Raw genomic sequence first — 24717 nt, 5'->3', positions numbered from 1 at the left:
GCACGGGGACGATGAACGGTCGCGGCCCGAGTCGGGGTGGGCCCGGCCTGGGCCGGACCCGCGGAGCGCCTAGAAGGCCTGCTCGATCCAGGCGTCTCCCGCAACACTCTCGCCGAGGAAGGTGCCCGTCGGTTCGGCGGTTCCCTCGTAGATGGGCGCGCCGCTCGCCGAGAACTCCTGGTCCTGAAGCCGCGTCGAAATCAGCATGTCGGAGTCGAACGACGGGATCTGCACCCGGAACTGCTGCGCGTAGCTGTTGCCCGTCGAGGGGCTCGTCCACAGCTCGCCGACGGGGGTCATCGTGCTGGCGACGTAGTAGATCTCACCGTTCGGGTCCTGGATGGTGGCGAAAGCGTCGACCGAGACGCCGATCTCGGGCTTGTACCCCTCGCCGATCATGCCGGCGGTCGAGAGCGTGTACCCGTTCTCGAGCTGGATGTCCTGCAGGAGCCACCGGACGCGGGTGTCGGCCGAGTTGCCACCGAAGAACCCGTACTCGTGGTCCATCCAGGTGGTGCCGGTCACCTCGAAGGTCTCGCCCCCGAAGGTGATGGTGCCGGTCGCCTTCAGCCGGGTGAACGAGAAGTAGTAGTTGTCCTTCTTCAAGCTCTGGCTCGTCGCGCTGGGCTCCACTCCCGTTCCGAAGACGAACATCGGTCGGCCCTGCTGCGAGAACGTGAGGTCGAACTCGACCTCGTCCAGCGTCTTGGCGTCCTGGAGGACGGCCGTGACCGAGATGTCGCGCGTCGGGTCGGCCTGGGGCGCCGTCATGACGACGGAATGACGCACGGCCACCGCGGTGGCTCCCGAACCACCGCCGCCGACGAGGGTCACGGTCGGAGTGGTCGTGTACCCCGACCCGGGCTTCAGCAGGATGATCTGGGTCACTCCGCCCTTGTCGTCGAGGATCGCGACGGCGGAGGCCCCGGTGCCGTCACCCTCGAAGTGGACGGAGGGCGCCTCGGTGTAGCCGGAGCCCGTGTTCGTGACGCTGAACCCGCCGACCAGCCATGACGGGTCGCCCAGTCGCGCGTACCACGGCTTCGACGGGTCGCCCTCGGCCCAGGAGTTGACGTCGAACACCCCGATCGGCGAGGGTCCGTAGACCTGCGTGCGCTCGTAGTGGCGGCCCCCCTCGACGTCGCTGAGCGAGATCTGCGACATCCCGAAGTGCTGGCCGGTGAAGGATGCGGCGTTGATGTCGAAACCGAACACGCGGTCGCCCGCCCGGAGCGTCCCGATGTGCCACCACCACTCGGTCGGGGCCCCCGCGTGCCGGTACATGTCCTTCGGCAGGCTGAGGACGACGTTCTCTTCGGGGACGGGAGCGGGCTTCGTCGTCCCCTTCCACAGCGGGTTGTCGGGAACGGGGACCGACGGCGCGGTCACTCCGCTCGGTTTCCCCTTCACGATCGCCACGATCGCCGCCACGACAAGTCCGATCCCGACGAAGCGGGCCCCCCACGACAGACGTCTCATGGTCGGAGTGTAGTGACGACGGGTGTCGAGTGGGGTGTCGGTCTGTGGCGGCGCGATTCGGCCGCCCCCTCACCGTCGAACGGGCCCGGCGGCGAGCGTCGTGCGCACGATCGGAAGCGGTGCACCGAGCAAGGGATTCCCGCAGAATTGCGTCACGGCGTGTGCGCATGTCGGACGCAGCGGGCAGACTGGGCGCATGAGCAGTCGCGCAGGGCAGCCCGCAGAGGCATCCGATCTCATCGACATCGACGAACTGATCGCGGCGTATTACGACCGCAAACCGGATGCCGCGGTGCCCGAGCAGCGCGTCGCCTTCGGCACCAGTGGTCACCGGGGCTCGTCGCTGAGCACCAGCTTCAACGAAGACCACATCCTCGCCACCACCCAGGCGATCGTCGACTACCGCGCGGCGCAGGGCATCACGGGGCCCCTGTTCCTCGGCCGCGACACCCACGGACTGTCGCTGCCCGCCGAGCGCAGCGCCATCGAGGTGCTCGTCGCCAACGGTGTAGACGTGCGTGTCGATTCCCGTGACGCGTGGGTGCCGACGCCGGCTCTCAGCCACGCGATCCTCGCCTACAACACGGGCCGCGCGGCCGACGACCCGGGCCGAGCCGACGGCATCGTCGTGACCCCGTCGCACAACCCTCCGCGCGACGGCGGCTTCAAGTACAACCCGCCGCACGGCGGCCCCGCCGACACCGACGCCACGGGCTGGATCGCCGACCGTGCGAACGAGCTGATCGCCGCGGGCGTGTCGGGCGTGCAGCGCACCCGCCACGCCGACATCGACCTCGAGAGCCTCGGCCAGTACGACTTCCGCGACGCGTACGTGCGGGACCTGGCATCCATCATCGACATCGACGCCATCAAGAGCGCGGGCGTCCGCATGGGCGCCGACCCGCTCGGCGGGGCCTCGGTGGAGTACTGGGCGCTCATCGCCGAGGTGTACGGCCTCGACCTCACCGTCGTGAACCCCGAGGTCGACCCGACCTGGAAGTTCATGACGCTCGACTGGGACGAGAAGATCCGCATGGATCCCTCGTCGCCGTCGGCCATGGCCTCGCTCGTCGCCGCGCGCACCGACTACGACATCCTCACGGGCAACGACGCCGATGCCGACCGCCACGGCATCGTGACGCCCGACGCGGGACTGATGAACCCCAACCACTACCTGGCCGTCGCGATCGACTACCTGTTCTCGCACCGTCCGGGCTGGCCCGCCGACGCCGCGATCGGCAAGACGCTCGTGTCGTCGATGATCATCGACAAGGTCGCCGCCTCGCTCGGCAAGACGCTGCTCGAGGTGCCCGTGGGCTTCAAGTGGTTCGTGCCGGGGCTGCTCGACGGCTCCGTCGCCTTCGGCGGCGAGGAGTCGGCCGGGGCGTCGTTCCTGCGCAAAGACGGCACGGTCTGGACCACCGACAAAGACGGCATCCTGCTGTGCCTGCTCGCCGCCGAGATCCTCGCCGTCACCGGCAAGACGCCGTCGCAGCGGTACGCCGAGCTCGAGGCCGAGTTCGGCGCCTCGGCCTACCAGCGCGTCGATGCTCCCGCGACGCCCGCGCAGAAGTCGACGCTGTCGAAGCTGTCACCCGATGCCGTGAGCGCCACCGAGCTGGCCGGCGAGCCGATCGTCGCCAAGCTCTCGCACGCTCCGGGCAACGGCGCGGCGATCGGCGGCCTCAAGGTGCAGACCGAGTCGGCCTGGTTCGCCGCGCGCCCCTCGGGCACCGAAGACGTCTACAAGCTGTACGCGGAGTCGCTGCGCGGCGAAGACCACCTGCGCGAGGTGCAGGAAGAGGCCCGCGCGGTCGTGTCCGCCGCTCTCGGCCAGGCCTGACGCGCGAGGAAGCGGCGTCGCCCTTCGGGGCGGCGCCGCTTTCTCTTGCTGCTCGCGGGCCGGGGCGCGTCGCGGGCCGGGGTTACGGCATCCATAAACGCCGTTCCTGCGCATAAACACGACGCCTGCGCGTTTATGCGCAGGAAGAGCGTTTATGCGCGGGGGGCCGGGGCCCGCGCGCCGGAGGGCGGAGCGAACAAGGGCGTCTGCCCGCAGGCGTGCCCGCGACCGGATGCCGCGGCCCCGGCGCTCCGGGGAGCGTCGGGGCCGGGGCGATCGGGATCAGGACGCGAAGGTCGCCGCGTCGATGACGAAGCGGTAGCGCACGTCGCTCTTCAGCACGCGCTCGTAGGCCTCGTTGATCTGATCGGCCGAGATGACCTCGACCTCGGGGGCGATGCCGTTCTCGGCGCAGAAGTCGAGCATCTCCTGGGTCTCGCGGATGCCGCCGATCGACGAACCGGCGAACGAGCGACGGTTCGTGAACAGCGTGAAGACCTGGATGGGCAGCGGCTCCGGCGGGGCGCCGACGTTGACCATCGTGCCGTTGAGCGTGAGCAGCCCGAGGTACTTCTTCAGCTCGAGCGGGGCGCTGACGGTGTTGACGATGAGGTCGAAGGTGTTCTTCAGCGTCGCGAAGGTCTCTTCGTCCTTAGTCGCGTAGTAGTGGTCGGCGCCCATCTTGAGGCCGTCGTCCTTCTTGCTCAGCGTCTGCGAGAGCACGGTGACCTCGGCGCCCATGGCGTGGGCGATCTTGACGGCCATGTGACCGAGACCGCCGAGGCCGACGATGGCCACCTTCTTGCCGGGGCCGGCGTTCCAGTGGTTCAGCGGCGAGTAGGTCGTGATGCCGGCGCACAGCAGCGGGGCGGCCTTGTCGTAGGGGATCGACTCGGGGACGCGCAGCACGAAGTGCTCGTCGACGACGATCTTCTCGCTGTAGCCGCCCTGCGTGATCGAGCCGTCGACGTCCTTACCGGCGTAGGTGCCGATGTTGCCCTTCTCGCAGTACTGCTCCTCGCCGGCGAGGCAGTTGTCGCACTCGCGGCACGAGTTGACCATGCAGCCGACGCCGACGCGGTCGCCGACCTTGTGCGAGGTGACCTCGGAGCCGATCTCGGCGACCGTTCCGACGATCTCGTGGCCCACCGTCAGGGGGTAGGGCACGTCGCCCCACTCGCCGCGGATGGTGTGGATGTCGGAGTGGCAGATGCCGGCGTAGGCGATGTCGATCAGGACGTCCTTCGGGCCGACGTCACGGCGCTCGATGGTCGTGGGCTCGAGGGGCGAAGTCGCGGACGACGCCGCGTAGGCGTTGACGTGCATGGGTCTCCTCAGGAGGGGTCGATGCGGATGCATCCATCCTCCCCCGGGCACGCCGAGGTCGGCGCGGGCTTGCACGGATGTGCGCGAGGTGCCACGACTCACGCGCCGGGGGGCGGGGGTGGAGGCGGGGGCTAGGACGGGCGGGTGAGCAGGGTGGCGAGGCGCGGGAGCTGCGCGGGGTCTTCGAGCGCTGATCCGACCGCGGCGACGCGCACCCCGGCATCCAGGAACTCGGCCGCGTTGCCGGCGTCGAGTCCCCCGGTGGCCACGAACCGCACGTCGGGGAAGGGCCCGCGGATGACGCGGAACCACGCCGGTCCCAGCCACGAGGCGGGGAACGCCTTGAGCCAGCGGAGCCCCAGCGACACCGCGAGCTGCACCTCGCTGGGCGTCGCCACCCCCGGCAGGATCGGGATGCCATGCGCCCGCGCCGCGGCCACCACCGCCGGGTCGAGCCCCGGTGAGACGAGGTACGCCGCGCCCGCGGCCTGGGCGACGGGCACCTGCGCCGGGTCGACGATCGTGCCGGCGCACACGCGCAGCCCGCGCTCGGCCGCGGCGGCGCACACAGCCCGCAGCGCCTCTTCGTCGGCGGGGGTCTGCAGGGGCACCTCGACGGCGTCGATGCCGAGGTCCCACGCGGTGGCCGCCACCGCGAGCGACCGCTCGCGGCCCATGCCGCGCAGGATCGCCATGAGCGGGGCTCCGGCGAACCGGGCGTCGAAGAAGGCGGTGGTGTCGTCAGCGGGAAGCATGGTCGCTCCGATCGAGAGGGCGAAGGGTGGATGCCGGCAGGGCGGCCGTGTCGTGCAGGGAGTCGCCGAGAGTGCGCAGGGTCAGCGCCGCGCGTTCGTGTCCCGCGGCGAGCCGGTCGGCGACACCGAGCCCGCGGGAGCGGGCGGCGAGGTACCCGCCGGCGAAGGCGTCTCCGGCCCCCACCGCGTCGAGCACCTCGATCCGCAGCGCCGGGACGAACGTGCGCGCCTCGCCGTGGAAGGCCGTGGCGCCGACGTCACCGTCTTTCACGACGAGTTCCGCGACGCCGTCGAGAAGCGCCCGCACGTCGCTGTCGCGCGGGGTCGCCCACAGCGTCTCGGCCTCGTCGCGGCCGACGAAGACGACGTCGGCGGCCGTTGCGAGATCGGCGAGGACGGGGCCCGCGTCCGCCGCCGACCACAGCGCCGCGCGGTGGTTCACGTCGAAGCTCACCGTGACCCCGAGCGCACGCGCCCGCGCCATCGCCGCGACGAGGAACGCCCGGGCGGACGACGACAGGGCGGCGGTGATCCCCGAGACGTGCAGCACGTCGACCCCGGCGAGGGCCAGGTCGTCGGCATCGTCCTCGGCGAGGGCCGAGGCCGCCGACCCGCGGCGGTAGTACCGCACGCCCCGGCCCGGGTCCTTCACGTACAGACCGGTGGGGCGGTCGGGGTCGCGGACGACCGACGCCGCGTCGACGCCCCGAGCGGCGACCTGCCGCAGCACGCGATCGCCGAGGGCGTCGGCGCCGAGGCGACTGTGCCAGCGCGCCGTCATCCCGAGGGCGGCGGCGTGGGCGGCGACGTTCGATTCCGCCCCGCCCGCGTCGACGAGGAAGGCCGCGGCATCGACGACCCCTCCCCCGTCGGAGGGCGCGAGCATCGCCATCGTCTCGCCGACGGCGAGCAGCACCCCCGTCATCAGCGCAGGTCGGTGATGGGCGCGGCATCCATGTCGTCGAAGGCCTGGTTCTCGCCCGCCATCGCCCACACGAACGAGTACGCCGCCGTGCCGACCCCCGAGTGCAGCGACCAGCTCGGCGAGATGACGGCCTGGCGGTCGCCCACGATGAGGTGACGGGTCTCTTCGCGCTCGCCCATCAGGTGCACGACGCGGGCGTCGGCGGGCACGTCGAAGTAGAGGTAGCACTCGGTGCGCCGATCGTGCGTGTGGGCCGGCATCGTGTTCCACATCGAGCCCGGGTGCAGCAGGGTCACGCCCATGACGATCTGGCAGCTCTGCACGCCGTTCTCGTGGATGTACTGGTTCAGGGTGCGGCGGTTGCTCGTGACCTGGTCGCCGAGCTCGCGCACCGTTCCCTCACCGGGCGACACCAGCGCCGCGGGGTAGCTCGTGTGCGCGGGCGCCGAGAAGAGATAGAACTGCGCCCCGTCGGCGTCGGTGCCCGCATCGGCGAACACGACGTCGCGGATGCCGCGTCCCAGGTACAGGCACGCGCCGGTGACGAGCTCGTACACCTCGCCGTCGGCGGTGACGATGCCGGCCCCGCCGACGTTGACGATGCCCACCTCGCGGTGCTCGAGGAAGTACTCGCTGCGGATCTCGGGATAACCGGTGAGGGGCAGCGGAGCGCCCGCCGGCACGGCACCGCCCAGCACGATGCGGTCGTGGTGCGTGTAGGTCAACCGCACCTCGCCGGCGACGAAGAGGTCGTCGATGAGGAAACGCTCGCGCAGGTCGGCGGTGTCCATGCCGGGGATCTGCGCGGGGTGGGTCGCGTAGCGCTGGGGGATGGAGGCGGTCATGCGATTCTCCTGGGGTTCGGGGTCGGGAAGGCGAGGGGCGGAGCGGGCGGCGTCAGCGCACGAGCCAGCCGCCGTCGACGGGGATCACCGTGCCGGTGACGTAGGCCGCGGCGTCGGAGGCGAGGAACACGAACGCGCCCTGCAGGTCGCCCGGGGTCCCCCAGCGTCCGGCGGGGATGCGCGCGAGGATCGAGGCCTCGCGGTCGGCGTCGGCGCGGATGGGGGCGGTGTTGTCGGTCGCCATGTATCCCGGGGCGATCGCGTTGACGGTGACCCCCGAGGCCGCCCACTCGTTGGCGAGGGCTTTGGTGAGTCCCGCGACGGCGTGCTTGGAGGCCGCGTAGCCGGGCACGAGGATGCCGCCCTGGAACGACAGCATCGAGGCGACGTTGACGATGCGCCCCCAGCCCTGCGCGATCATGCGACGGCCGGCGGCCTGCGAGAGGTGGAACACGGCGTCGAGGTTGACGGCGAGCACGTCGTCCCAGTCGGCGGCGCCGTGCTCGGCGGCGGGGGCGCGGCGGATGGTGCCGGCGTTGTTGACGAGGATATCGACGCGACCGAGGACGTCGGCCGCCTCGTCGATCGCCGCGGCGAGCTCGTCGCGTGTGGCCGAGACGAAGTCGCGGTGCACGGTGTGCACGCGCCGACCGAGCCCGCGAGCGAGTTCCGCGGTGTGCTCGGCGTCGCCGCGGTCGATGAGCACGAGGTCGGCGCCCGCCTCGGCGAGCGCGAGGGCCGCGCCCTGGCCGAGGCCGCGGCTCGAGCCGGTGACGACGGCGACGCGGCCGTCGAGGCGGAAGGTGTCGAGGATCATGCGGGTGCTCCCGAGGGTGAGGTGAAGACGGTGGTCAGCTCGCCGATCCCCGCGACGCGCACGGTCACGGCGTCGCCGGGGGCGAGCGGTCGGTGCGCGGCTTGCGCGGCGGCCAGCTTCTGCGGCGTGCCGGTCGAGACGACGTCGCCGGGCTCGAGCGTCAGCACCTGGCTGAGGTAGTGCACGACGAAGGCGACCGAGAAGATCGTCGTCGCCGTCGACTGCGACACGGTGACCCGGCCGTCTCGCACGACCTCGACGACGAGGTCCTGCGGATCGATCTCGTCGGCGGTGACCATCCAGGGCCCCAGCGGCGCGAACCCGTCGAAGCACTTGCCCAGCGCCCACTGGCTCTGTCGACGCTGCCACGACCGATCGGACACGTCGTTGAGCAGGGTGTAGCCCGCGACGTACGACAGGGCGTCGTCGAGCGATACCCCGTGCGCCCGTCGGCCGATGACGACGGCGATCTCCCCCTCGTAGTCGACGTCGTCGGCCACGGCGGGGATCACGACGGCATCGGCCGGACCGCCCAGCGTGTTCGCCGTCTTCACGAACACGTCGGGCGTGGCCGGGTCGTCGGCGGTGGGGTCGACCCCGTCGGGCACATGCCCGCGGTAGTTGTACCCCAGGCACAGCAGCGAGCGCGGCACGACCGGCGCGCGCAGCGCCGAGGGGTCGAGCGGCGGCAGGGTCTCGGCATCCGCGGTGGCGACGAGATCCCGGATGCCGTCGAGCTCGGCGAACAGCTCGGGCAGCGGCCGGGAACCGAGGTCGAGCAGGCGGTCGCCGGAGCTCGCCGACAGCACGGCGACCGAACGCTCGTCGCCGTCGGCGGCGACCCGCGCGAGCCTCACCACACCGGCCGCCAGTCGGGACGGGCGGCGCGGGCGAGCGCCTCGAAGTAGAAGTAGTCGCCCCAGAGGGTGCCCTCGTCGACTCCGACGTTCTTGGGCAGGTCGTAGACGCTGTGCAGCAGCACCGTGTCGGCGTCGGCGGCCTCGGCCGGGGTGTAGCGGGCGATGAGCGAGGCCAGGATGCGGTCGGCCGCCGCGCGCCACCGTTCGGCGTTCGCCGGATCGGCGCCGGCGAGCTCGTACAGACCGCACACCGCGATCGCTCCCGCGGAGCTGTCGCGGGGGGCCTCGGCGCCGTCGTTGTAGACGAGGTCCCAGTAGGGCACGTCGTCGGCGGGGAGGTGCGAGAGGAAGTACTCCGCGCACGTGCGCGACGCGGCCAGCAGCGAGTCGTCGCCGGTCGCACGGTGGTTCAGCGCGAAGCCGTAGATGCCCCACGCCTGCCCGCGCGCCCAGCACGAGTCGTCGAACGCCCCCTGCTCGGTCGCCCCGCGCAGGGGCTCGCCCGTCGCGGCATCCCAGTAGAAGGTGTGGAAGGTCGAACCGTCGGGCCGCAGGATGTGTCGACGCAGCTCGGTGGTGTGCCGGGCGACGACCTCGCCGAAGCGGGGATCGCCGGTCTGCTCGCCCGCCCAGGTGAGGAGCGGCATGTTCATCAGGCTGTCGATGATCGTGCGTCCGCGCTGAGCGGGGTCGGCGAGGTTGCCCCACGCCTGGATCACGCCGGCCGACGGCAGGTACCGCGACATGAGGTGCTCGGCCGCCGAGAGCGCGGCGGCGCGGGAGTCTTCTGCACGCTCGTCATCGGCGAGCAGGCGCGTCGGGGCCACGCACGACAGCGTGTATAGGAACCCCAGGTCGTGCGTGTCGAGGTCTTCCTCGTCGCGGACGCGGCGGCCGAAGTCGGCGGCGTGCGCGAGGGCCGCGTCGCGGAAGTCGGCGTCGCCGGTGAGGTCGAAGGCGATCCACTGCATGCCCGGCCAGAAGCTGGTGGTCCACCCGCGGTTGGCGCCCTCGTCGAATCCGGGCACGGCCGGTCGCAAGTCATACCGGTTGTCCCGGGTGGTGTCGTCGGGGTAGCGCGTGCCGAACGCGGCGATGTTGGCCCGGATCGTGGCCAGCACCTGCGCGATGGCGCGGTCGGTGTCCACCCGCGCGGTGGGAGGGGAGGTCGTCATTCGGGGAATCCTTTTGATCAGACGGCGACGGTGGCGTCGGCCGGAAGCATGGGGCGGAGGGCGAAGCGGGCGTTGGCCCAGACGAGGTACAGCGCGGGCGCGGCGGTGAGGCCGAGGGCCAGCGCGGGCGAGGTGGTGAACAGCACGGCCTGCCCCGCGAGCACGAGCAGGCTCACCGCGCTGAGGTACCAGCGGCGCACCGCCAGCACCGCGGCGGTCGAGAGCAGCACGCGCAGCGGCGTCCCGGGGGCCTCGACGAGGGCGGTCAGCGCCACCGGCGTCGTCGCGAGGGCGAGCAGCGCCACCGTCGCGCAGAGGGGGACGACCACGACGGCCCAGGATGCCGCCGACACGGCGCGCACGTCGACCACGACGATCGCGAGCACCACCGCGACGAGCGCTCCGATGACCAGGGCCTTCGGGGCGCTGGCGCGCCACCCCGCCCAGAAGGTGCGGATCACCCGTCCGTCGCCGAGGCCGTGAGCGCGGAAGGCCGTCAGGGCCCCCGCGAGGGCGGGCGCGGCGAGGGGAGCGGCGATCGCCAGCAGGGGCCACGACATCACCGGGTCGGTGGTGAGCAGCAGGAACACCAGGGGCGCGCAGCCGACCAGCAGCAGCAGATTGACCATGAGCCCGAGGTAGACCGTCGAGAAGATGTTCGCGTAGGTGTCGTGAGAGATGCGGCGCATGGCTCAGCCCTTCATTCCGCTGGTCGCGATGCCCTCGACGAAGTACTTCTGCCCGAAGAGGAACACGATCGCGATCGGCACGACCGACATCGTCAGACCCGCGAACAGCAGGGCGTAGTTGGCGTCGTACAGCGTGCTGACGAAGCTCTGCAGCCCGAGCTGGATGGTCCAGAGGTCGGGGCTGCGCAGGTAGATCAGCGGCCCGAGGTAGTCGTTCCACGTGCCGACGAAGGTCAGCATGGTGAGGCTGGCGATGGCGGGGACAGACAGGGGCACCATGATGCGCGCCCAGATGCCGTACTCGCTGAGGCCGTCGAGACGCGCGGCCTCGGAGAGGTCCTCGGGGATGGTGTCGTAGTACTGCTTCATGAGGAACACCCCGAAGGCGCCGAACGCCTGGATGAGGATGATCGCCCAGAGGGTGTTCGAGACCTTGGCGTTGGAGAGCAGGATGAACTGCGGGATCATGTACGACTGCCACGGCACGGCGATCGTGCCGATGTACACGAGGAACAGCACGTCGCGTCCGGGGAACCGCATGCGCGAGAAGCCGTAGGCGGCGAACGAGCCCGTCAGCACCTGCAGGAAGGTCACGACGACCGCCAGCACGAGGGTGTTGCGGATCCACGTCAGCATGCCGGACTGCGTCCAGATGTCGATGTAGTTGCTCCACACCCACGTCTCGGGGAACCACTTCACGGGAGCGCTGAACACGTCGTTGGGCGTCTTCAGCGAGCTCATGATCATCCAGAAGAACGGCATGAGCAGCGCTGCCGCGGCGAGGATCATCACGGCGTAGCCGACGATGCGCCCCACCCGGCGGACGGGTCGCGCGGAGCCGGCGACCGGTCGGCGACGCGGCGGCTTGGCGCCGGCCGTCACGAGCGTGCGGGTCGCGTCGGGAACGAGGAGGTCGGTCATCAGGCGTCCCGCTTCTTGTTGAGGAAGAACTGCACCAGGGTCACTACGATGCACAGCAGGAAGAGCACGATCGAGGCCGCCGAGGCGTACCCGAACTGGTTCTCCTGGAAGCCCTTCTGGTAGATGAACTGCGAGAGCACGAGCGTGGACTGCCCGGGCCCGCCCTGGGTCATCACGAGGATCAGGTCGAAGATCTTGAACGAGTTGATGGTGAGCATCACGGTGACGAAGAACGTCGTCGGCCGCAGGCACGGGAGGGTGACGTTCACGAAGCGCTGCCAGACGTTGGCGCCGTCGACGCGGGCCGCCTCCTGCAGCTCGCGCGGGATGGTCTGCAGTCCCGCGAGGAAGAGGATCATGTAGTACCCCATGTCTCGCCAGGTGCTGATGATGACGACGGCGGGCATGGCCCACTCCGACGAGGTGAGCCATCCGGGCGGGTTCTGCAGCCCGAAGAAGCGCAGGATCTCGTTGATGGGGCCGTACTCGGGGCTGAACAGCAGGTTCCACACCACGGCGATCGCGACGATCGAGGTGATGTAGGGGAAGAACGCCGCCGTGCGGAAGAACGCGACCCCGCGCAGCTTGTTGTTCAGCAGCAGCGCGAGTCCCAGCGCGACGATCATCGTCAGCGGGATGTGCAGCGCCGCGTAGTAGAGCGTGTTGAACAGGGCGATGCGGAAGCTGCCGTCGCCCAGGAGTCGCTCGAAATTGGCCAGGCCCACGAACGCCGACGAGCCGAAGACGTTCCAGTTCGTCATCGACATGTAGAACAGCGTCACGACGGGCACGAGCGTCAGGGCGGCGAAGCCGAGGAAGTTGGGGAGGATGAAGCTCCACCCGATGAGGGTGCTGCGCAGCGTCAGACGCGAGCGGCGTCGCTCGCCGTGACGCCCGGTCTTCGGCGCCCGCGGGCGCGTGTCGGCGATGGTCGCCATGGTGTCTCCAGATCTCGAGGGGATCTCAGGGGTGGCCGGCCCGGACGTGGGCGCCGGGCCGGCCACCGGTGGTCGCGTCAGCCGACGCCGACCTCGCTCTTGACGCGGTTCTCGGCGGTCGAGATGGCGTCGTCGATCGACGTCGAACCCGACATCACGGCGGTGTGCAGGTCGAGCAGGATGTTCTGCACGGCCGCGGTCTTCGCCGAGGTGGGGTTCTCGGGCTTGGTGTCGTGCGACGACCATGCGAACGACGACAGCTCGTCGGCGGGAGCGCCCTTCACCGCGAAGTACGTCTGGGCGACGGTGTCGCTGGTGAAGGCCGGCGTGATGCCGAGGCCCGCGAGCACCTGCGCGCCCTCTTCACCGGCGGCGAAGGCGAGGAACTTCTTCGCGGCGGCGAGCTTGGTGGCATCCGCCGCCTTGTTCACGGCGAACCCGGTCGGATCGCCGAAGGTCACCGGCGTCTTCGAGGTGCCGGCCGTCGACGAGTCGAACTGCGGGATGGGCGCGAAGCCCCACGAGAAGGCGTCGGCCTCGCCCTTGGCCTGCTGGGCGATGAGCGTGGCCGCGTACCAGGTGCCCATGGGCATCATGGCCGCCTGCTGCTTGCCGAACTCGGCCTGGTACGTGAGCTTGTTGGCGGTGACGGTGTTGTACTCGACCTGCGCGCCCGCCTGCTGCAGGGCGAGCGAACGCTCGTAGTAGGGCTCGAGGTAGCCGAACTCGCCGTCGAGGATGTTCACGTCGGGGCTCTGCGCGTTGGCGAAGCCCTGCACCGTCGACTGCCAGTTGTGCTGGTAGGTGCCGAGGGCGGCGGAGCCGGCGGCGCCGAGCTGGGTGGTCAGCTCTTCGGCGGCCTTCTCGTAGTCGTCCCAGGTCCACGACCCGTCGGGCTCGGCGACGCCGGCCTGGGTGAAGAGGTCCTTGTTGTAGAAGAGCACCCAGGAGTCCTGGCGGTACGGCACGGCCCAGGTGGAGCCGTCGACGTCGTAGGCGTCGGCGCCGCCGATGCCGTCGGGCAGCGTCACGTCGGAGACGTCGGCGAGCTGACCGCCGGCCTGGTACGTGATGAAGGTCTTGAGGTTCTTCTGCGTCACGATGTCGGGGCCGGTGCCCGCGGCCAGGTCGGCCGTCATGAGGGTGTCGTAGTTGGTGGAGTCGTACTCCTTGACCTCGATCGTGACGTCGGGGTTGTCTTCGTGGAACTTGTCGGCGAGGGCCTGGAACTCCGGTGTGGTGCTGAGGCTCCATCCCGACATCGACAGCGTGACGGGGCCACCCTCGGCGGCGGCGTCCGAGGATCCCCCACTGCAGGCGGTCAGCGACAGGGCGGCGACGATGCCCATCCCGGTCGCGACGACGATCTTGCGCTTCATACGTGCTGCTCCTTTGCGATTGCGTACGGGGCTCCGGTGCGGGCCCGTGAATGCCGGTGCGCCCATCGAGAGGCTCCGGAGTCTGTGAGAGGGGTGCGCGTGCACCGGCCGTCGGGCCAGGTGACGACGGCGACGGGCTCGTCGCCCTCGATCTCGAACGCGGCGTCGCGGGTGTCGGCCGTGGTGTCGCCGCTCAGCGAGACGAGGGCGACGAAGGGCCGGCCGACCTGCGCGTCCCACGTCAGCACCGGCACCACGGCGACCTCGCCGAGCGGGCTGGCGTGGCGGCGCACGATCACGCGCGAGGTGGCGTCCGGGGTGAGGGCCCGGATGCCGGACACCCGGCCGTGCGAACGCACCTCGGCGGCACCCGTGTCGGTGGAGTGCGCGGGGTCGGCGCCCGCGATCGGCCACCCGCCGACGCGCACCCGCAGGGTGTCGACGTCGACGCCGGGGGCGAGGTCGTCGACCGAGACGATGCGAACCTCCCAGGCGCCGCGCACGAGCGAGCGCACCGTCACCCGGCCGACGTGGTTCACCGAGCCCGTGAGACCGGCACCATGGCGGTGCGCGGTGGGAACGGCATCCACCGTGTGCACGTCCGACGTCGACGCCGCAATTCCCACCCCGCCGACCACGTGCGCCCCCAGGGGCACGAGCGCCGTGCGGTGGGTCGCGCGGCCCGACGCGTCGACCAGGGCGACGGCCTGTTCGAGGGGCTCGGTCCAGGCGAGCTCGTCGAGCAGCGGCGCGGTGGCCGTGGAGTAGCCGATGCGGGCGTACAGCGGAGAGTCGGCGCTGCGAGCCCCGGGGCGCGCCTTGTCGGTGCCGTGGTTGATCACGCGCACGATCCCGTCGGCCCGCGTTCCCGAGACGATCCAGCCGGCGGCGGCCACGGCCCGCAGGTCGTCGACCTCGACGACGGGGAGGGGCTCGTCGGGCGCCGCCCACACCGGGTGGTCGGCGGGCAGGGCGATGCCCATCAGACCCTTGACGGCCCAATACGGCGAGCCGGGACCCGAGTACGACTGGGCGAGGGCGCGCCACTCGCCGTGCCATCCGAGGGTGAGCACGCCGTCGACGTCGGGGGCCCCGTGCGACACGAAGTGGTCGACGATCGCGCCGGCCGCGTGACGCAGACGCCCCGCGCCGGTCGAGGGGACCTCGGCGATCACACCGGCCCAGAAGGGGGCGGCGGCGGCGAAGCGGTAGATGAGGCTGCGTCCCTGCAGCAGCGGCGAGCCGTCGGCGCCGACCAGGCGAACGGCGTCGACGAGGAAGCGGTCCAGGAGCGCCACGTCGGCCGCGGCGCGGTCGCCCGCGAGCGCCTCGGCGCCGGTCATGCGCGGCCACAGCACGGGGTACACGTGCAGCGCCCACCCCACGTAGTGGTCGTACGCGCGTTCTTCCCCGTCGGACATCCACCCGTCGGCGCGGGCGAACGAGTCGTGCCGGGCCAGGTCGGCGGCGATGTCGGACGCCGACCAGGGGCCGCCGACCGAGCGCAGGAAGGTCTCGACCACGATGCGGAACCACACCCAGTTGGTCTGCGGGTAGGTCTCGTCTCCGACGACGGGGGCGAGGTAGGCGATGACCCGCTCGCGGGTGCGCGCGTCGAGGGCGTCCCAGATCCAGTCGCGCGTGAGGTCGAGGGCGAGGGCGAGCGATGCCGCCTCGACCTTGGCCTGCGCGTGCTCGTCCATGCGCACCCAGCGGTCGGGGGCCTCGGGGTCGACGCCGGTGCGCACGCCGGCGGTGAAGAAGGCGATGAGGTCGTCGACGCCCTGGCCGCGCGCGCCGGCGATGCGGAACCCGGCGAGGAGGAAGACGCGGGCGAACCCCTCGAGGCCGTCGACGGCGGCGCCGTATCCGCCCTCTTCGCCGGGGAAGACGATGCGTCCGCGACCGGGGCTCGCGTGGCGCTGCGCGGCGGTGAGCAGCGCATCGGCGACGGCGAGCCAGTCGCTGCGCTGTCCGCCGGCGAGGCGGGGAAGGGCGGAAGTCGCCACGGGTTCTCCTTCGAAGACCGTCCGTTCACCGACACGGGAGTGGTGAACGTTGGCGAGCGTATCAACCAAAAAACAACACCACAACATCTTTTCTGAATCTTCATGATCGTTTATGATCGTTTGTAGCGGGACCATCCCGTTCGAAGGAGACCGATGCCGTTCCCCACCGCCGCCTTCCGCGGGCCGCTCGCGACGCTCGTCGAGGGCATCACGCTCCGAGCGCCCGCCCAGGCCCTGCCCGTGCCCCCGGCATCCGACCGCGCCGTGTGGGACCCGCGGGCGGGGTCGGCCGATCGCATCGGCATCGACGACCTCGTCGCCCGCGCCGGCGGCGAGCGCGCGACGCCCTGGCCGCACCCGCGGGCGAGCGACGCGGCCCGGGTGCACCGCGACGGCGACCGCACCGCCTGGGAGGACGCGGCCTTCGAGAGGCAGCGCCGCCTCAGCCGCGCCGCGGTCGCCGCCGCCTCCACCCTCGACGAGATGTGGATCGACGAGGTCGTCGACGGCGTCGTGCTGCTGTGCGAGCAGAGCTCGTGGTGCTGGCCCGCCCACGACGACACCCGGAGCGTGCACGGCTCGGTGCTGGCCACCGTGACCGATCCCTTCGTCGACCTCGGCGCGGGTGAGGTGGTCGCGCAGCTCGCCTGGATCGACCACCTGCTCGGCGATCAGCTCGACGCCCGCGCCCCCGGGCTCCGCGCGCGCATCCGCCACGAAGCCCGCACGCGCGTGTTCGCGCCGTTCCAGCGGCGCCGCGACTGGCACTGGATCGGCCTCGACGGCGACGTGCACAACTGGAACCCCTGGATCCACGGCAACGTCATCGTCGCCGCCCTGCGCCTGCTCGACCGGCCCGATGAGGCCGTCGAGCGCGACCGGATCGTCGCCCTGGCCGTCGAGGGTCTCGACCGCTACGTCGCCGTCCTCCCCGCCGACGGGGCCATCGACGAGGGATACGCCTACTGGTGGAACGGGGCCGCGCGCGCCCTCGAGGCGCTCGACGTCCTCGCGCACGCCTCCGACGGAGCGGTCGACACCACCGCGGTGACGGCCCTGCGCGAAACCGTCGCCTTCCCCCATCGCTCGCACCTCGGCGGCGACTGGTTCGTCAACCACGCCGACGGGCAGGCCCGACCCCCCGCCGACCAGCCGTGGCACGCGTTGCATCGCGCCGCCCGGCGCCACGGCGACACGGCGGCCGCAGACCTCGCCGCATCGCACCGCCGTCCGGGCACCCCCGCCGCCACCGAGCGCGAGGGCCTGGGCCGGCTGCTGCGCGGGATGACCGATCCCGCCTGGGTGTCGGCATCCCCCGCCCCGCCCCCGCTCCCCCGCGACGTCTGGCTGCCCTCGACGCAGGTGTTCCTCGCCCGTGAGCGCGCCGGATCGAGCGACGGGTTGGCCCTGGTCGCGAAGGGCGGGCACAACGGCGAGCACCACAACCACAACGACGTGGGCGCCGTCGTCGTCGCCGTCGACGGGGTGCCCGTCCTGGTCGACGCCGGGCGCCCGACCTACACCGCCGCCACGTTCGGCCCCGACCGCTACGACATCTGGACGATGCAGAGCGCGTGGCACAACGTGCCCGTCGTGCGCGGCGTCGCCCAACCGGCGGGAGCGCATGCCGTCGCCCGCGACGCGCACGCGGAGGCGACCGACGACCTCGCCGTCTTCCACGTCGACCTCGCCGGCGCCTATCCCGAGGCGGGGCTCGCGTCGTGGCGGCGCCGCGCGGCGCTGGACCGCACCCGCGGACGCATCGAGATCGACGACGCCTGGCGCTTCGCCGACGACGCCCCCACCACCGACGACACGCGCGTGCATCTGCTCGTCGCGGGCGAGGTGACCCTCGAGCGCGGGGGCGCCCGCGTCGTCCCGATCGAGGGGGCTCGTGCGGTGCGTCTGCGCTGGCCGAGCGACATCGAGGCGACGGCGGAGGTGCGAGAGCTCGACGATCCGCTGCTCACCGAGGTGTGGGGCGAGCGGCTGACCCGCCTCGCCCTTCCCCTGGCGTCGCGCACCCACGTGCAGCTCACGGTAGAACTGGACACACCGACCGAGGATCTTCGATGACCGACACCACCCCGCACCAGCCGCTCGCCGCCGAGCGTCGCGCCCACATCCTGAGCGCCCTGCACAACGACGGTGCCGTGCGCATCTCGCAGCTCACCGACGACCTGGGCGTCGCCACGGTGACGCTGCGGCGCGACCTGGCCCAGCTCGAGAAAGAGGGGGTGCTGCGCCGGGTGCACGGCGGCGCGGTCGCCGGGGCGAACACCCCGGCACCCGCCACCCGGGCCGACGAGACGCAGACCGGATCGATCGCCGTGCTCGTTCCGTCGCTCGCCTACTACTGGCCGGGTGTCGTACGGGGCATGGAGACGGCCGGTCGGCGCCTGGGGTACAAGATGCTCCTGCGCGGTGCCTCGTACGAGCTGCAGGACGAGCGGCCCGTGCTGGAACGTCTCGTCGCCAACGGCGACGTGCGCGGACTCGTCGTCGCACCCAACACCGACACGGCGCACGCCGCCGACGTCATGAGCTGGCTCGCCGACTGCCCGGTGCCGAGCGTGCTGGTCGAACGCGATGCGGTTCCGGGAGCGGGCGGCATCCCGAGGGAGTCGGTGACGACCGACCACGCGCTCGGCGCCCTGCTCGCCGCCCGTCACCTCGCGACCCTCGGGCACCGCAAGGTGGGGCTGATCCTCTCGCGGCACTCGCCCACCTCGCGAAAGATCGCCGGCGGGTGGCAGACCGCCTGCGAGGAGCTCGCCCTCACCCCCGCCGATCACTTCGAGCAGACCCTGCCCGACCGCACGAGCCCCGACTTCTCGGACGTGGTCAACGCCACGCTGGACTCGGCCCTGGCCACCGGCGTGACGGCCCTGCTCGTGCACTCCGACCCCGAGGCGATGGCCTTCGTCGATCTCGCACTGACGCGCGGCATCTCGGTGCCCGACGACCTGTCGATCATCGCGTACGACGACGAGGTCGCCCAGCTCTTCACCCCGGCGCTCACCGCCGTCAGTCCGCCGCGCGCGAGCGTCGGCGAGGCGGCGGTCGAGCTGCTGGTCCGGCGCATCGCCGAGCCCGACCGCCCCGTGCATCGCGTGCAGCTCAGCCCGCGCCTGAACGTGCGTGCCTCCACGGCGGCCCCGCGGTCATGACCGCGCCGTCGTCGTACGACTTCTCGCCGTGGACGTTCGACGGCGACGCCGCGCCCGAGGACCGGGATCGCCAGCGGGCGCACCTCGCGGCCCTGCGCGCCGCCCATCCCGACTGGCGGATCGGCGCCGACGTCTTCGTCTCGGAGCACGCCGGAGTCGATCCCGACGCCTTCTCGATCGGCGACCGCTCGTACGTCGCGCTCGGCGCCTACCTCACCGGCTCGGTCCTCATCGGCGCCGACTGCTCGATCAACCCTTACACGGTCGTGCGCGGTGACGTGCAGCTGGGCGACGCGGTCCGCGTGGGGGCGCACACGTCGATCATCGGCTTCAACCACTCGTTCGAACCGGGCACCGAGGTCTTCCGCCAGCCGCTGACCTCACGCGGCGTGCGGATCGGGTCGGACGTCTGGATCGGATCGCACGTGATCGTGCTCGACGGCGTGACGGTCGGCGACCACGCCGTGCTCGCGGCGGGGGCCGTGGTCACCAGAGACGTCGCCGCCGGAGCGATCGTCGGGGGCAACCCGGCCCGGGTGCTGCGCTGGCGAGTGGCTCCGACGGCGGTCGCCGATCCGCGCCGCGACGACCTCGCGCGCTTCGCGGACGTGGCGCGCGCCGAACTGTCGTCGGTGCTCGAGCGGGGAGCCGTCGACGGCGGGTTCCGCGATCGCCCCGACGCGCCCGCGTCGCTGCGGGCGACCTGCGACGCGATCGAGCTCTCGGCCCTGCTGCACGGCGGCCCGCCCGCGGGTGCCGACCGCGCCGACTGGATCGACGTGCTCGGGGCGCAGCAACGCGCCGACACCGGGCTGATGACCGACGCGGCGTCGCTGTGGGACGACCCCGACGCGGCGTACGGCGTGCTGAGCGCCGGCTACGCCCTCGACCTGCTGGGCGGTGGCTTCGCCCACCCCCTGGCCGACGTCGTCGCGGCCGACGCCGCCGGTCTCGTCGCGCGCCTCGATGCCCTGCCGTGGGGAGACGACCCCTGGCGCGCCGGTCATCACGTCGACGCGATCGGCACCGCGCTGCACTGGAGCCTGCGCCGGGCGGATGCCGTTCCCCCGGCGTTCGCCGAGACCCTGTTCGGGTGGCTGTCGCTACACGCCGACGCCCGCACCGGAATGTGGGGCCGACCGGGCGCCGACGGCGACCTGCGCCTGCTGGTCAACGGCTTCTACCGCGCCGCGCGCGGCACTGTGGCGCAGTTCGGCGCCGACGTCGCCCACCCCGAAGCGGTCATCGACACGGTGCTGCGTCATGCGCGCAACGACCGCTGGATGCGGCCCGAGCGACGAGACGCGTGCACGGTGCTCGACATCGCCCACCCCCTGTGGCTCACACGGGCGAACGGATACCGCACCGACGAGGTGCGCACCCTGGCCGCCGACCTGCTGCGCCACGCGCTGAGCGGCTGGAGCACGGGAGCCGGGATGGCGTTCCGCCTCGACGGCGACGATCCGGGATTGCAGGGCACCGAGATGTGGCTCGCCATCGTCTGGTACCTCGCCGACCTCCTGGAGTGCTCCGACGCCCTGGGCTACCGCCCGCGCGGCATCCACCGCCCCGAGCCCGCACCCCGCTGACCCGCGGGCCCGCGCTCCCGCGGGTTCGCGTGAGGCGCCAGAAATCGTCGCCCGGAACACTCCGGAAGCGACGATTCCCGGCGCCTCACGCGCCCGGCCTCAGGCCCGGGACCGGCGGCGGGCCACCAGCACGCCCGCGCCGAGAGCGAGCAGCAGCAGCGCCGCGGCGGACAGGGCCGTCATCCCCGCGGTGTCCTGACCCGTGGATGCCAGATCCCCGCCGTCGGGGTTCTGCCCCTGACCCGCGTCGCCGCCGCCCGGCTGACCGGGAGCGCTCGGCTGACCCGGAGCGCCGGGTTCCCCGGGCTCGGTCGGCTCGCCCGGCGTCCCCGGCTCACCCGGCGTCCCCGGCTCGCCCGGCGTCCCCGGCTCACCGGGGGTGCCCGGCTCGGCCAGGGTCACGGTGACCGTGGTGGTGCGCACCGTGCCATCGGGGGCGGTGACCCGCACGGTGCCGACGCCCGCGGCATCCCGGGGCTGCGTGATCTCGACGACCGCGTCCTCGTCGACGGCGAGCGCGAACAGCGACGGCAGCGCGTCACCCTCGACCGTCGAGGCGTACTCCGTGACCGCGGGGTCGAAGCCGGGCACCGGCTCGTCGCCCACCGTCAGGCGCGCCAGGTCGGCGAGGCCGGCGGGCGCGGGGGCGTCGGCGAGGATCTCGACCTCCGACACGATCATGTGCTCGTTCTCGCGCGCCTCGAGCACGACCCGCACCTCATCGGCGCGGGCACCCTCGACGGGCACCTCGACCCTCGGGGCACCGGCCTCGGGCACCGGCACGGCGACCGGCTCGCCCTCGACCCACTCGCCGCCGTCGATGCGGTGGTCGACGCGCACGGTGTCGGCCCAGCTCGGGCCACCGTCTCGATAGAACTGCACGGTGACCCCGCGCAGGGTCTCGTCGGCGGCGAGCGCGTAGCCGAGGGTGTCGCGGGGGTTCTTGGCATCCGGTCGCCAGTTCGACCAGCCCTTGTCGGACGGGTCGCCGTTGATGGTGCGCTCGACCCCGTAGCCGGTCTCGGTGTACGTGGCCGAGGGCGTGCTGTCGGGTGCGACGTTACGGTCGACTGCGGTCGTGACGATCACCGTCAGACGTGCGTCGAGCCCGTCGTCGGTCGTGCCCGCCACGTCCACCGTGCCGGGCTCGGCGAAGGCGTCGTCGTCGAGGTCGCCCCAGGCCCATTCGACCGGAACGGGGTATCCCTCGCCCGAGGGGCGGATCTCGGCGAGCACCGTGTCGTCGGCCTGCGCCTGCACGGCGGCCGGGGCGCTGCCCTCGACGACCGTCACCGAGCGGGGACGGGTGGCGGTGAACGCCCCCACCTCGACCTCGGCGCGGGCCTCGACGGTGGCGCCGAACACCTCGGTGGCCGTTCCGGGCACCGTCACGGTGCCGGCGGACCCGAAATCGAGCCCGTCGGTGTTCCAGGTGACGGCGGCCTCGCGGCCCACTCCCCCGGCGTAGCGGACCGCGACGGTCTCGGGCAGGACGGGAGCCGTGCCCACCGGGGTCGCCACCGAGACCGGGTCGCTGGCGACGGCGGTGGTGCTCACGAGACGCCAGGTCTGGTTGCCGGCGCCGTTCGAGGTCCACAGCCCCACGCCGGCGCCCGGCTCGCGGCTCTCGCCGCCCACGTCGAGCACGCGCTCGGCCGCGACGTTGAGCACCGAGTACGTCGAGCCGTCGAGGGTCGAGCCCATCCACTGCGTCGCCGGGTCGGCCGCCGCGGTGGCGGGGTCGGTGTCGACGAGGGCGGTCGCCCCGTCGCGCGAACCGAGGAACAGCCCGTCGCCGTTCTCGAGGGTGAAGCGGTGGCGGTTCGTCCCGGCGCCGTCGACGGTGCGCACGGTCCAGCCCTGCGCCCTCGCGGCCTCGGGGGTCGCGGCATCCTCGTCGATCGTGAGGGCCGACCCGCCCTGCAGGGCGAGTCCGCTCTGCACGCCGACGAGCTGCACGCGGTCCTGGTCGCGGAACGCCGGAGCGTCCGCGGCCACACCCGAGACGCCGTCGACCTCGAACGTGACGACCGACTTCGCCGGCACGGTGAGGGTCGCGATCCCGGATGCCGCGTCCACGGCCACGGCGTCGCCGGCGCGGAGCGCGTTGACGGTGGGCTCGTCAGCGGTCGACTGGGTCGTGACGATCGGGGTGACCGTCGCGCCCGCGGCGATCTCGCCGAAGCCGCGGAGGTCGAGTTCGACGACCTGCTCGGCATCGTCGGCGTTGACATGCACGATCGACGCGCCCTGTCCGTCGGCGTCGATGGCCGCGGTCGAGTTCGTGTCGTCGGTGGCCATGAGCCGGTCGCCGGGCTGGATGTAGTGCGTGAAGTTGCGCACGGTGTTGAACTTCTCGTTCGTGAGCACCTGGCAGCTGGGGTCGGCGTCACCGTCGGCGATGCGCCGCTCCGAGAGTCCCTGGGCGTTGCAGTCGAAGTCGATGAAGACGCTGCCCCAGTTGAGCTTCTCGACCTTCTCCATGTTGTAGAGGTCTTCGACCGGCTGCCAGAACACCCACGCCTCGGGCTCGAGCTCGCGCAGGTCGCCCACGATGTGCGAGGCCATGCCGAGTCCGTTCTCGATGTCGTCGGTGACGAAGCCACGGCCGGTGTCGGTCCAGTTGCCCTCGACCTCGCTCATCCACAGCGGCTTGTCGGACGCCTTGGCGATGTCGCGGACGACGGGGCGCCCGCCCGTGCCGTAGGTGTGCACGTTCAGCTGGTCGACGGCATCTTTCGACGCCTCGGACCAGGTGTTCCAGTTGGTGGCGAAGATGCCCGGGTTGGTCTCGTCCATCGCCGAGATCACGGCATCCGTGGTGGTCGATCCGGCGGCGAGGCGCTCGGCGAGCGCGCCGATCATCTCGTCTTGACGCTCGGGGCCGATGTGCGCGCCCTCCTGGCGACCGCCCGTGGGCCAGGTCGCGCCCTCGGGGATCTGCGTCTGCCAGTAGTTCGTGTTCGGCTCGTTGAAGGGGTCGATGGTGTCGAAGCGGATGCCGTGGGCTCTCTCGAGCTCGTCGACGACGGTCACCATGTACCCGGCGAAGGCGTCCATGTCGGCGGGGGCGAGCTGCTCGCTCGTGGCGTCGTTGATCCCGCCCGAGACGAAGCCGCTGTCGGTGAGGAAGTACGGCGGCGAGTTGCTGAAGGCCTCCCAGTGGGTGACCTTGTCCTTCAGGGCGTCGAGCCACCAGCGCTGGGCCGAGTCGGCCGAGAAGTCGTAGTGGGTCGGGTCGTCGGGGTTCCACGCCTCGCGGTAGCGGTCGCGGTCGGCGTAGGTCGAGGTGATCTCGCCCTCGGCGTCAGTCGCGGGAAGCTCGGGGTTCCAGAAGCCGGGCACCGCACCGCCCGGGCGCAGGTAGGGCGGCACGTCGGAGGCGTTGCCGCCGCCGACGTTGTAGCGGGCGATGTTGAGGTTCAGCCCCTCGTCGCCGAAGACGGCGTCGAACAGCTTCTGCCGCACGTCGGCGGGGTAGTTGCCGGTGGCGTTAGCGAACCACACCAGGCTGGTTCCCCACCCCTCGAAGGCCTCGGTGGCCGACGCGGGATTCGGGGTGATGCGCACGGCCGCGGGGTCGTCGGCCGCGCGCGCGGGGGGCGGCGCGGAGGCCGACCCGACGGTCAGGGCGCCGGCGACCAGGGCCGCGGCGCAGGTGAAGGACAGGACACGAGACGTCATCGTCGGTTCCGTTCCGGCCGCTCCGATGCGGCCTGTGGGGGGATGTTGACGTCAACATGTTGACGTCAACACCGAGCCTAGGCGAGCCCCGGCGACGCGCGCAACGACTTTCGAGCGAACGGTCCTCTCGCGCGTCGTGGGCGGAGAGGCGGCTACGTCAACCCGACGCGCGCGCACATCGCGGACCTCCTATGGGTGAGGTGGGCGCCCCGCGGTGTGGATTCTCCCCCGCCGGCGTCGAGAGAATCGTGCACTAACAGTCGTACGAGCAGCTAGGCATGAGTGGCTGCGGTTCGTCCATGTGAACGAACGG

General features: G+C 71.8%; 18 protein-coding genes. 4 read left to right on the top strand and 14 right to left on the bottom strand.

Features of this window, described 5'->3' with window-relative positions:
* Positions 1-69 precede the first annotated feature (69 nt).
* Positions 70-1479, bottom strand: a complete 1410-nt coding sequence (locus ASF96_RS15115; protein WP_055940541.1) for a lipocalin-like domain-containing protein — start codon at positions 1477-1479, stop codon at positions 70-72.
* 196 nt (positions 1480-1675) lie between these two features.
* On the opposite strand from ASF96_RS15115, the gene pgm reads away from it, so the two are divergent.
* Positions 1676-3322 carry a phosphoglucomutase (alpha-D-glucose-1,6-bisphosphate-dependent) gene (gene pgm, locus ASF96_RS15110; RefSeq protein WP_055940538.1) on the top strand — a complete coding sequence of 549 codons (1647 nt, stop codon included), beginning with the start codon at positions 1676-1678 and terminating at the stop codon, positions 3320-3322.
* A 282-nt stretch (positions 3323-3604) separates the two neighbouring features.
* On the opposite strand, the gene ASF96_RS15105 is transcribed toward pgm, so the two are convergent.
* The 12 genes from ASF96_RS15105 to ASF96_RS15050 form a co-directional block, all read right to left on the bottom strand.
* Complete coding sequence (locus ASF96_RS15105; RefSeq protein WP_055940535.1) at positions 3605-4648, bottom strand: NAD(P)-dependent alcohol dehydrogenase; 1044 nt, start codon at positions 4646-4648, stop codon at positions 3605-3607.
* Positions 4649-4779: 131 nt separating this feature from the next.
* Positions 4780-5403 (bottom strand): bifunctional 4-hydroxy-2-oxoglutarate aldolase/2-dehydro-3-deoxy-phosphogluconate aldolase, encoded by a 624-nt coding sequence (locus tag ASF96_RS15100; protein ID WP_055940531.1) that lies wholly within the window; start codon positions 5401-5403, stop codon positions 4780-4782.
* Complete coding sequence (locus ASF96_RS15095) at positions 5390-6328, bottom strand: sugar kinase (RefSeq protein ID WP_055940529.1); 939 nt, start codon at positions 6326-6328, stop codon at positions 5390-5392. The genes ASF96_RS15100 and ASF96_RS15095 overlap by 14 nt, the downstream gene beginning before the upstream one ends.
* Positions 6328-7173: a 5-dehydro-4-deoxy-D-glucuronate isomerase gene (gene kduI / locus ASF96_RS15090; protein ID WP_055940526.1), complete on the bottom strand. Its 846-nt coding sequence runs from the start codon at positions 7171-7173 to the stop codon at positions 6328-6330. The genes ASF96_RS15095 and kduI overlap by 1 nt, the downstream gene beginning before the upstream one ends.
* 52 nt (positions 7174-7225) lie before the next feature.
* Positions 7226-7990: a 2-dehydro-3-deoxy-D-gluconate 5-dehydrogenase KduD gene (kduD, locus tag ASF96_RS15085; protein ID WP_055832921.1), complete on the bottom strand. Its 765-nt coding sequence runs from the start codon at positions 7988-7990 to the stop codon at positions 7226-7228.
* Positions 7987-8850 carry a fumarylacetoacetate hydrolase family protein gene (locus ASF96_RS15080; RefSeq protein WP_055940523.1) on the bottom strand — a complete coding sequence of 288 codons (864 nt, stop codon included), beginning with the start codon at positions 8848-8850 and terminating at the stop codon, positions 7987-7989. The genes kduD and ASF96_RS15080 overlap by 4 nt, the downstream gene beginning before the upstream one ends.
* Positions 8844-10025, bottom strand: coding sequence for a glycoside hydrolase family 88 protein (locus ASF96_RS15075; protein WP_055940520.1), 1182 nt, complete (start codon positions 10023-10025; stop codon positions 8844-8846). Before ASF96_RS15075 ends, ASF96_RS15080 begins: the two co-directional genes overlap by 7 nt.
* 17 nt (positions 10026-10042) lie before the next feature.
* Positions 10043-10714, bottom strand: coding sequence for a hypothetical protein (locus ASF96_RS15070; protein ID WP_055940517.1), 672 nt, complete (start codon positions 10712-10714; stop codon positions 10043-10045).
* Positions 10715-10717: 3 nt separating this feature from the next.
* Positions 10718-11635 carry a carbohydrate ABC transporter permease gene (locus tag ASF96_RS15065; protein WP_055832913.1) on the bottom strand — a complete coding sequence of 306 codons (918 nt, stop codon included), beginning with the start codon at positions 11633-11635 and terminating at the stop codon, positions 10718-10720.
* Positions 11635-12573 (bottom strand): carbohydrate ABC transporter permease, encoded by a 939-nt coding sequence (locus ASF96_RS15060; RefSeq protein WP_055832911.1) that lies wholly within the window; start codon positions 12571-12573, stop codon positions 11635-11637. Before ASF96_RS15060 ends, ASF96_RS15065 begins: the two co-directional genes overlap by 1 nt.
* A gap of 77 nt (positions 12574-12650) precedes the next feature.
* Positions 12651-13952 (bottom strand): ABC transporter substrate-binding protein, encoded by a 1302-nt coding sequence (locus ASF96_RS15055; RefSeq protein WP_055832910.1) that lies wholly within the window; start codon positions 13950-13952, stop codon positions 12651-12653.
* Positions 13949-15961: a DUF2264 domain-containing protein gene (locus ASF96_RS15050; protein ID WP_055940513.1), complete on the bottom strand. Its 2013-nt coding sequence runs from the start codon at positions 15959-15961 to the stop codon at positions 13949-13951. Before ASF96_RS15050 ends, ASF96_RS15055 begins: the two co-directional genes overlap by 4 nt.
* A 153-nt stretch (positions 15962-16114) precedes the next feature.
* On the opposite strand from ASF96_RS15050, the gene ASF96_RS15045 reads away from it, so the two are divergent.
* From ASF96_RS15045 to ASF96_RS17585, 3 genes are read left to right on the top strand one after another with little or no spacing between them, the layout of a single operon-like run.
* Entirely contained in the window at positions 16115-18037 is a 1923-nt protein-coding gene (locus ASF96_RS15045; RefSeq protein WP_055940511.1) for a heparinase II/III domain-containing protein, read from the top strand.
* Positions 18034-19131, top strand: a complete 1098-nt coding sequence (locus ASF96_RS15040; protein WP_055940508.1) for a substrate-binding domain-containing protein — start codon at positions 18034-18036, stop codon at positions 19129-19131. The genes ASF96_RS15045 and ASF96_RS15040 overlap by 4 nt, the downstream gene beginning before the upstream one ends.
* Entirely contained in the window at positions 19128-20720 is a 1593-nt protein-coding gene (locus ASF96_RS17585) for an acyltransferase (protein ID WP_055940504.1), read from the top strand. The genes ASF96_RS15040 and ASF96_RS17585 overlap by 4 nt, the downstream gene beginning before the upstream one ends.
* A gap of 99 nt (positions 20721-20819) precedes the next feature.
* On the opposite strand, the gene ASF96_RS16615 is transcribed toward ASF96_RS17585, so the two are convergent.
* Complete coding sequence (locus tag ASF96_RS16615; protein ID WP_082509738.1) at positions 20820-24404, bottom strand: glycoside hydrolase; 3585 nt, start codon at positions 24402-24404, stop codon at positions 20820-20822.
* Positions 24405-24717: the final 313 nt, after the last annotated feature.

The organism is Microbacterium sp. Leaf179, from assembly GCF_001423785.1.
GTDB lineage: Bacteria > Actinomycetota > Actinomycetes > Actinomycetales > Microbacteriaceae > Microbacterium.
The sequence above is the reverse complement of the archived record's forward strand: the minus strand, read 5'-3'. Positions and strand labels throughout refer to the sequence as shown.

What these genes read in the sequence shown, in the direction of transcription:
- ASF96_RS15115 (WP_055940541.1), bottom strand. Translation starts at nt 1,479, where the DNA reads ATGAGACGTCTGTCGTGGGGGGCCCGCTTCGTCGGGATCGGACTTGTC.
- pgm (WP_055940538.1), top strand. Translation starts at nt 1,676, where the DNA reads ATGAGCAGTCGCGCAGGGCAGCCCGCAGAGGCATCCGATCTCATCGAC.
- ASF96_RS15105 (WP_055940535.1), bottom strand. Translation starts at nt 4,648, where the DNA reads ATGCACGTCAACGCCTACGCGGCGTCGTCCGCGACTTCGCCCCTCGAG.
- ASF96_RS15100 (WP_055940531.1), bottom strand. Translation starts at nt 5,403, where the DNA reads ATGCTTCCCGCTGACGACACCACCGCCTTCTTCGACGCCCGGTTCGCC.
- ASF96_RS15095 (WP_055940529.1), bottom strand. Translation starts at nt 6,328, where the DNA reads ATGACGGGGGTGCTGCTCGCCGTCGGCGAGACGATGGCGATGCTCGCG.
- kduI (WP_055940526.1), bottom strand. Translation starts at nt 7,173, where the DNA reads ATGACCGCCTCCATCCCCCAGCGCTACGCGACCCACCCCGCGCAGATC.
- kduD (WP_055832921.1), bottom strand. Translation starts at nt 7,990, where the DNA reads ATGATCCTCGACACCTTCCGCCTCGACGGCCGCGTCGCCGTCGTCACC.
- ASF96_RS15075 (WP_055940520.1), bottom strand. Translation starts at nt 10,025, where the DNA reads ATGACGACCTCCCCTCCCACCGCGCGGGTGGACACCGACCGCGCCATC.
- ASF96_RS15070 (WP_055940517.1), bottom strand. Translation starts at nt 10,714, where the DNA reads ATGCGCCGCATCTCTCACGACACCTACGCGAACATCTTCTCGACGGTC.
- ASF96_RS15065 (WP_055832913.1), bottom strand. Translation starts at nt 11,635, where the DNA reads ATGACCGACCTCCTCGTTCCCGACGCGACCCGCACGCTCGTGACGGCC.
- ASF96_RS15060 (WP_055832911.1), bottom strand. Translation starts at nt 12,573, where the DNA reads ATGGCGACCATCGCCGACACGCGCCCGCGGGCGCCGAAGACCGGGCGT.
- ASF96_RS15055 (WP_055832910.1), bottom strand. Translation starts at nt 13,952, where the DNA reads ATGAAGCGCAAGATCGTCGTCGCGACCGGGATGGGCATCGTCGCCGCC.
- ASF96_RS15045 (WP_055940511.1), top strand. Translation starts at nt 16,115, where the DNA reads ATGCCGTTCCCCACCGCCGCCTTCCGCGGGCCGCTCGCGACGCTCGTC.
- ASF96_RS15040 (WP_055940508.1), top strand. Translation starts at nt 18,034, where the DNA reads ATGACCGACACCACCCCGCACCAGCCGCTCGCCGCCGAGCGTCGCGCC.
- ASF96_RS17585 (WP_055940504.1), top strand. Translation starts at nt 19,128, where the DNA reads ATGACCGCGCCGTCGTCGTACGACTTCTCGCCGTGGACGTTCGACGGC.
- ASF96_RS16615 (WP_082509738.1), bottom strand. Translation starts at nt 24,404, where the DNA reads ATGACGTCTCGTGTCCTGTCCTTCACCTGCGCCGCGGCCCTGGTCGCC.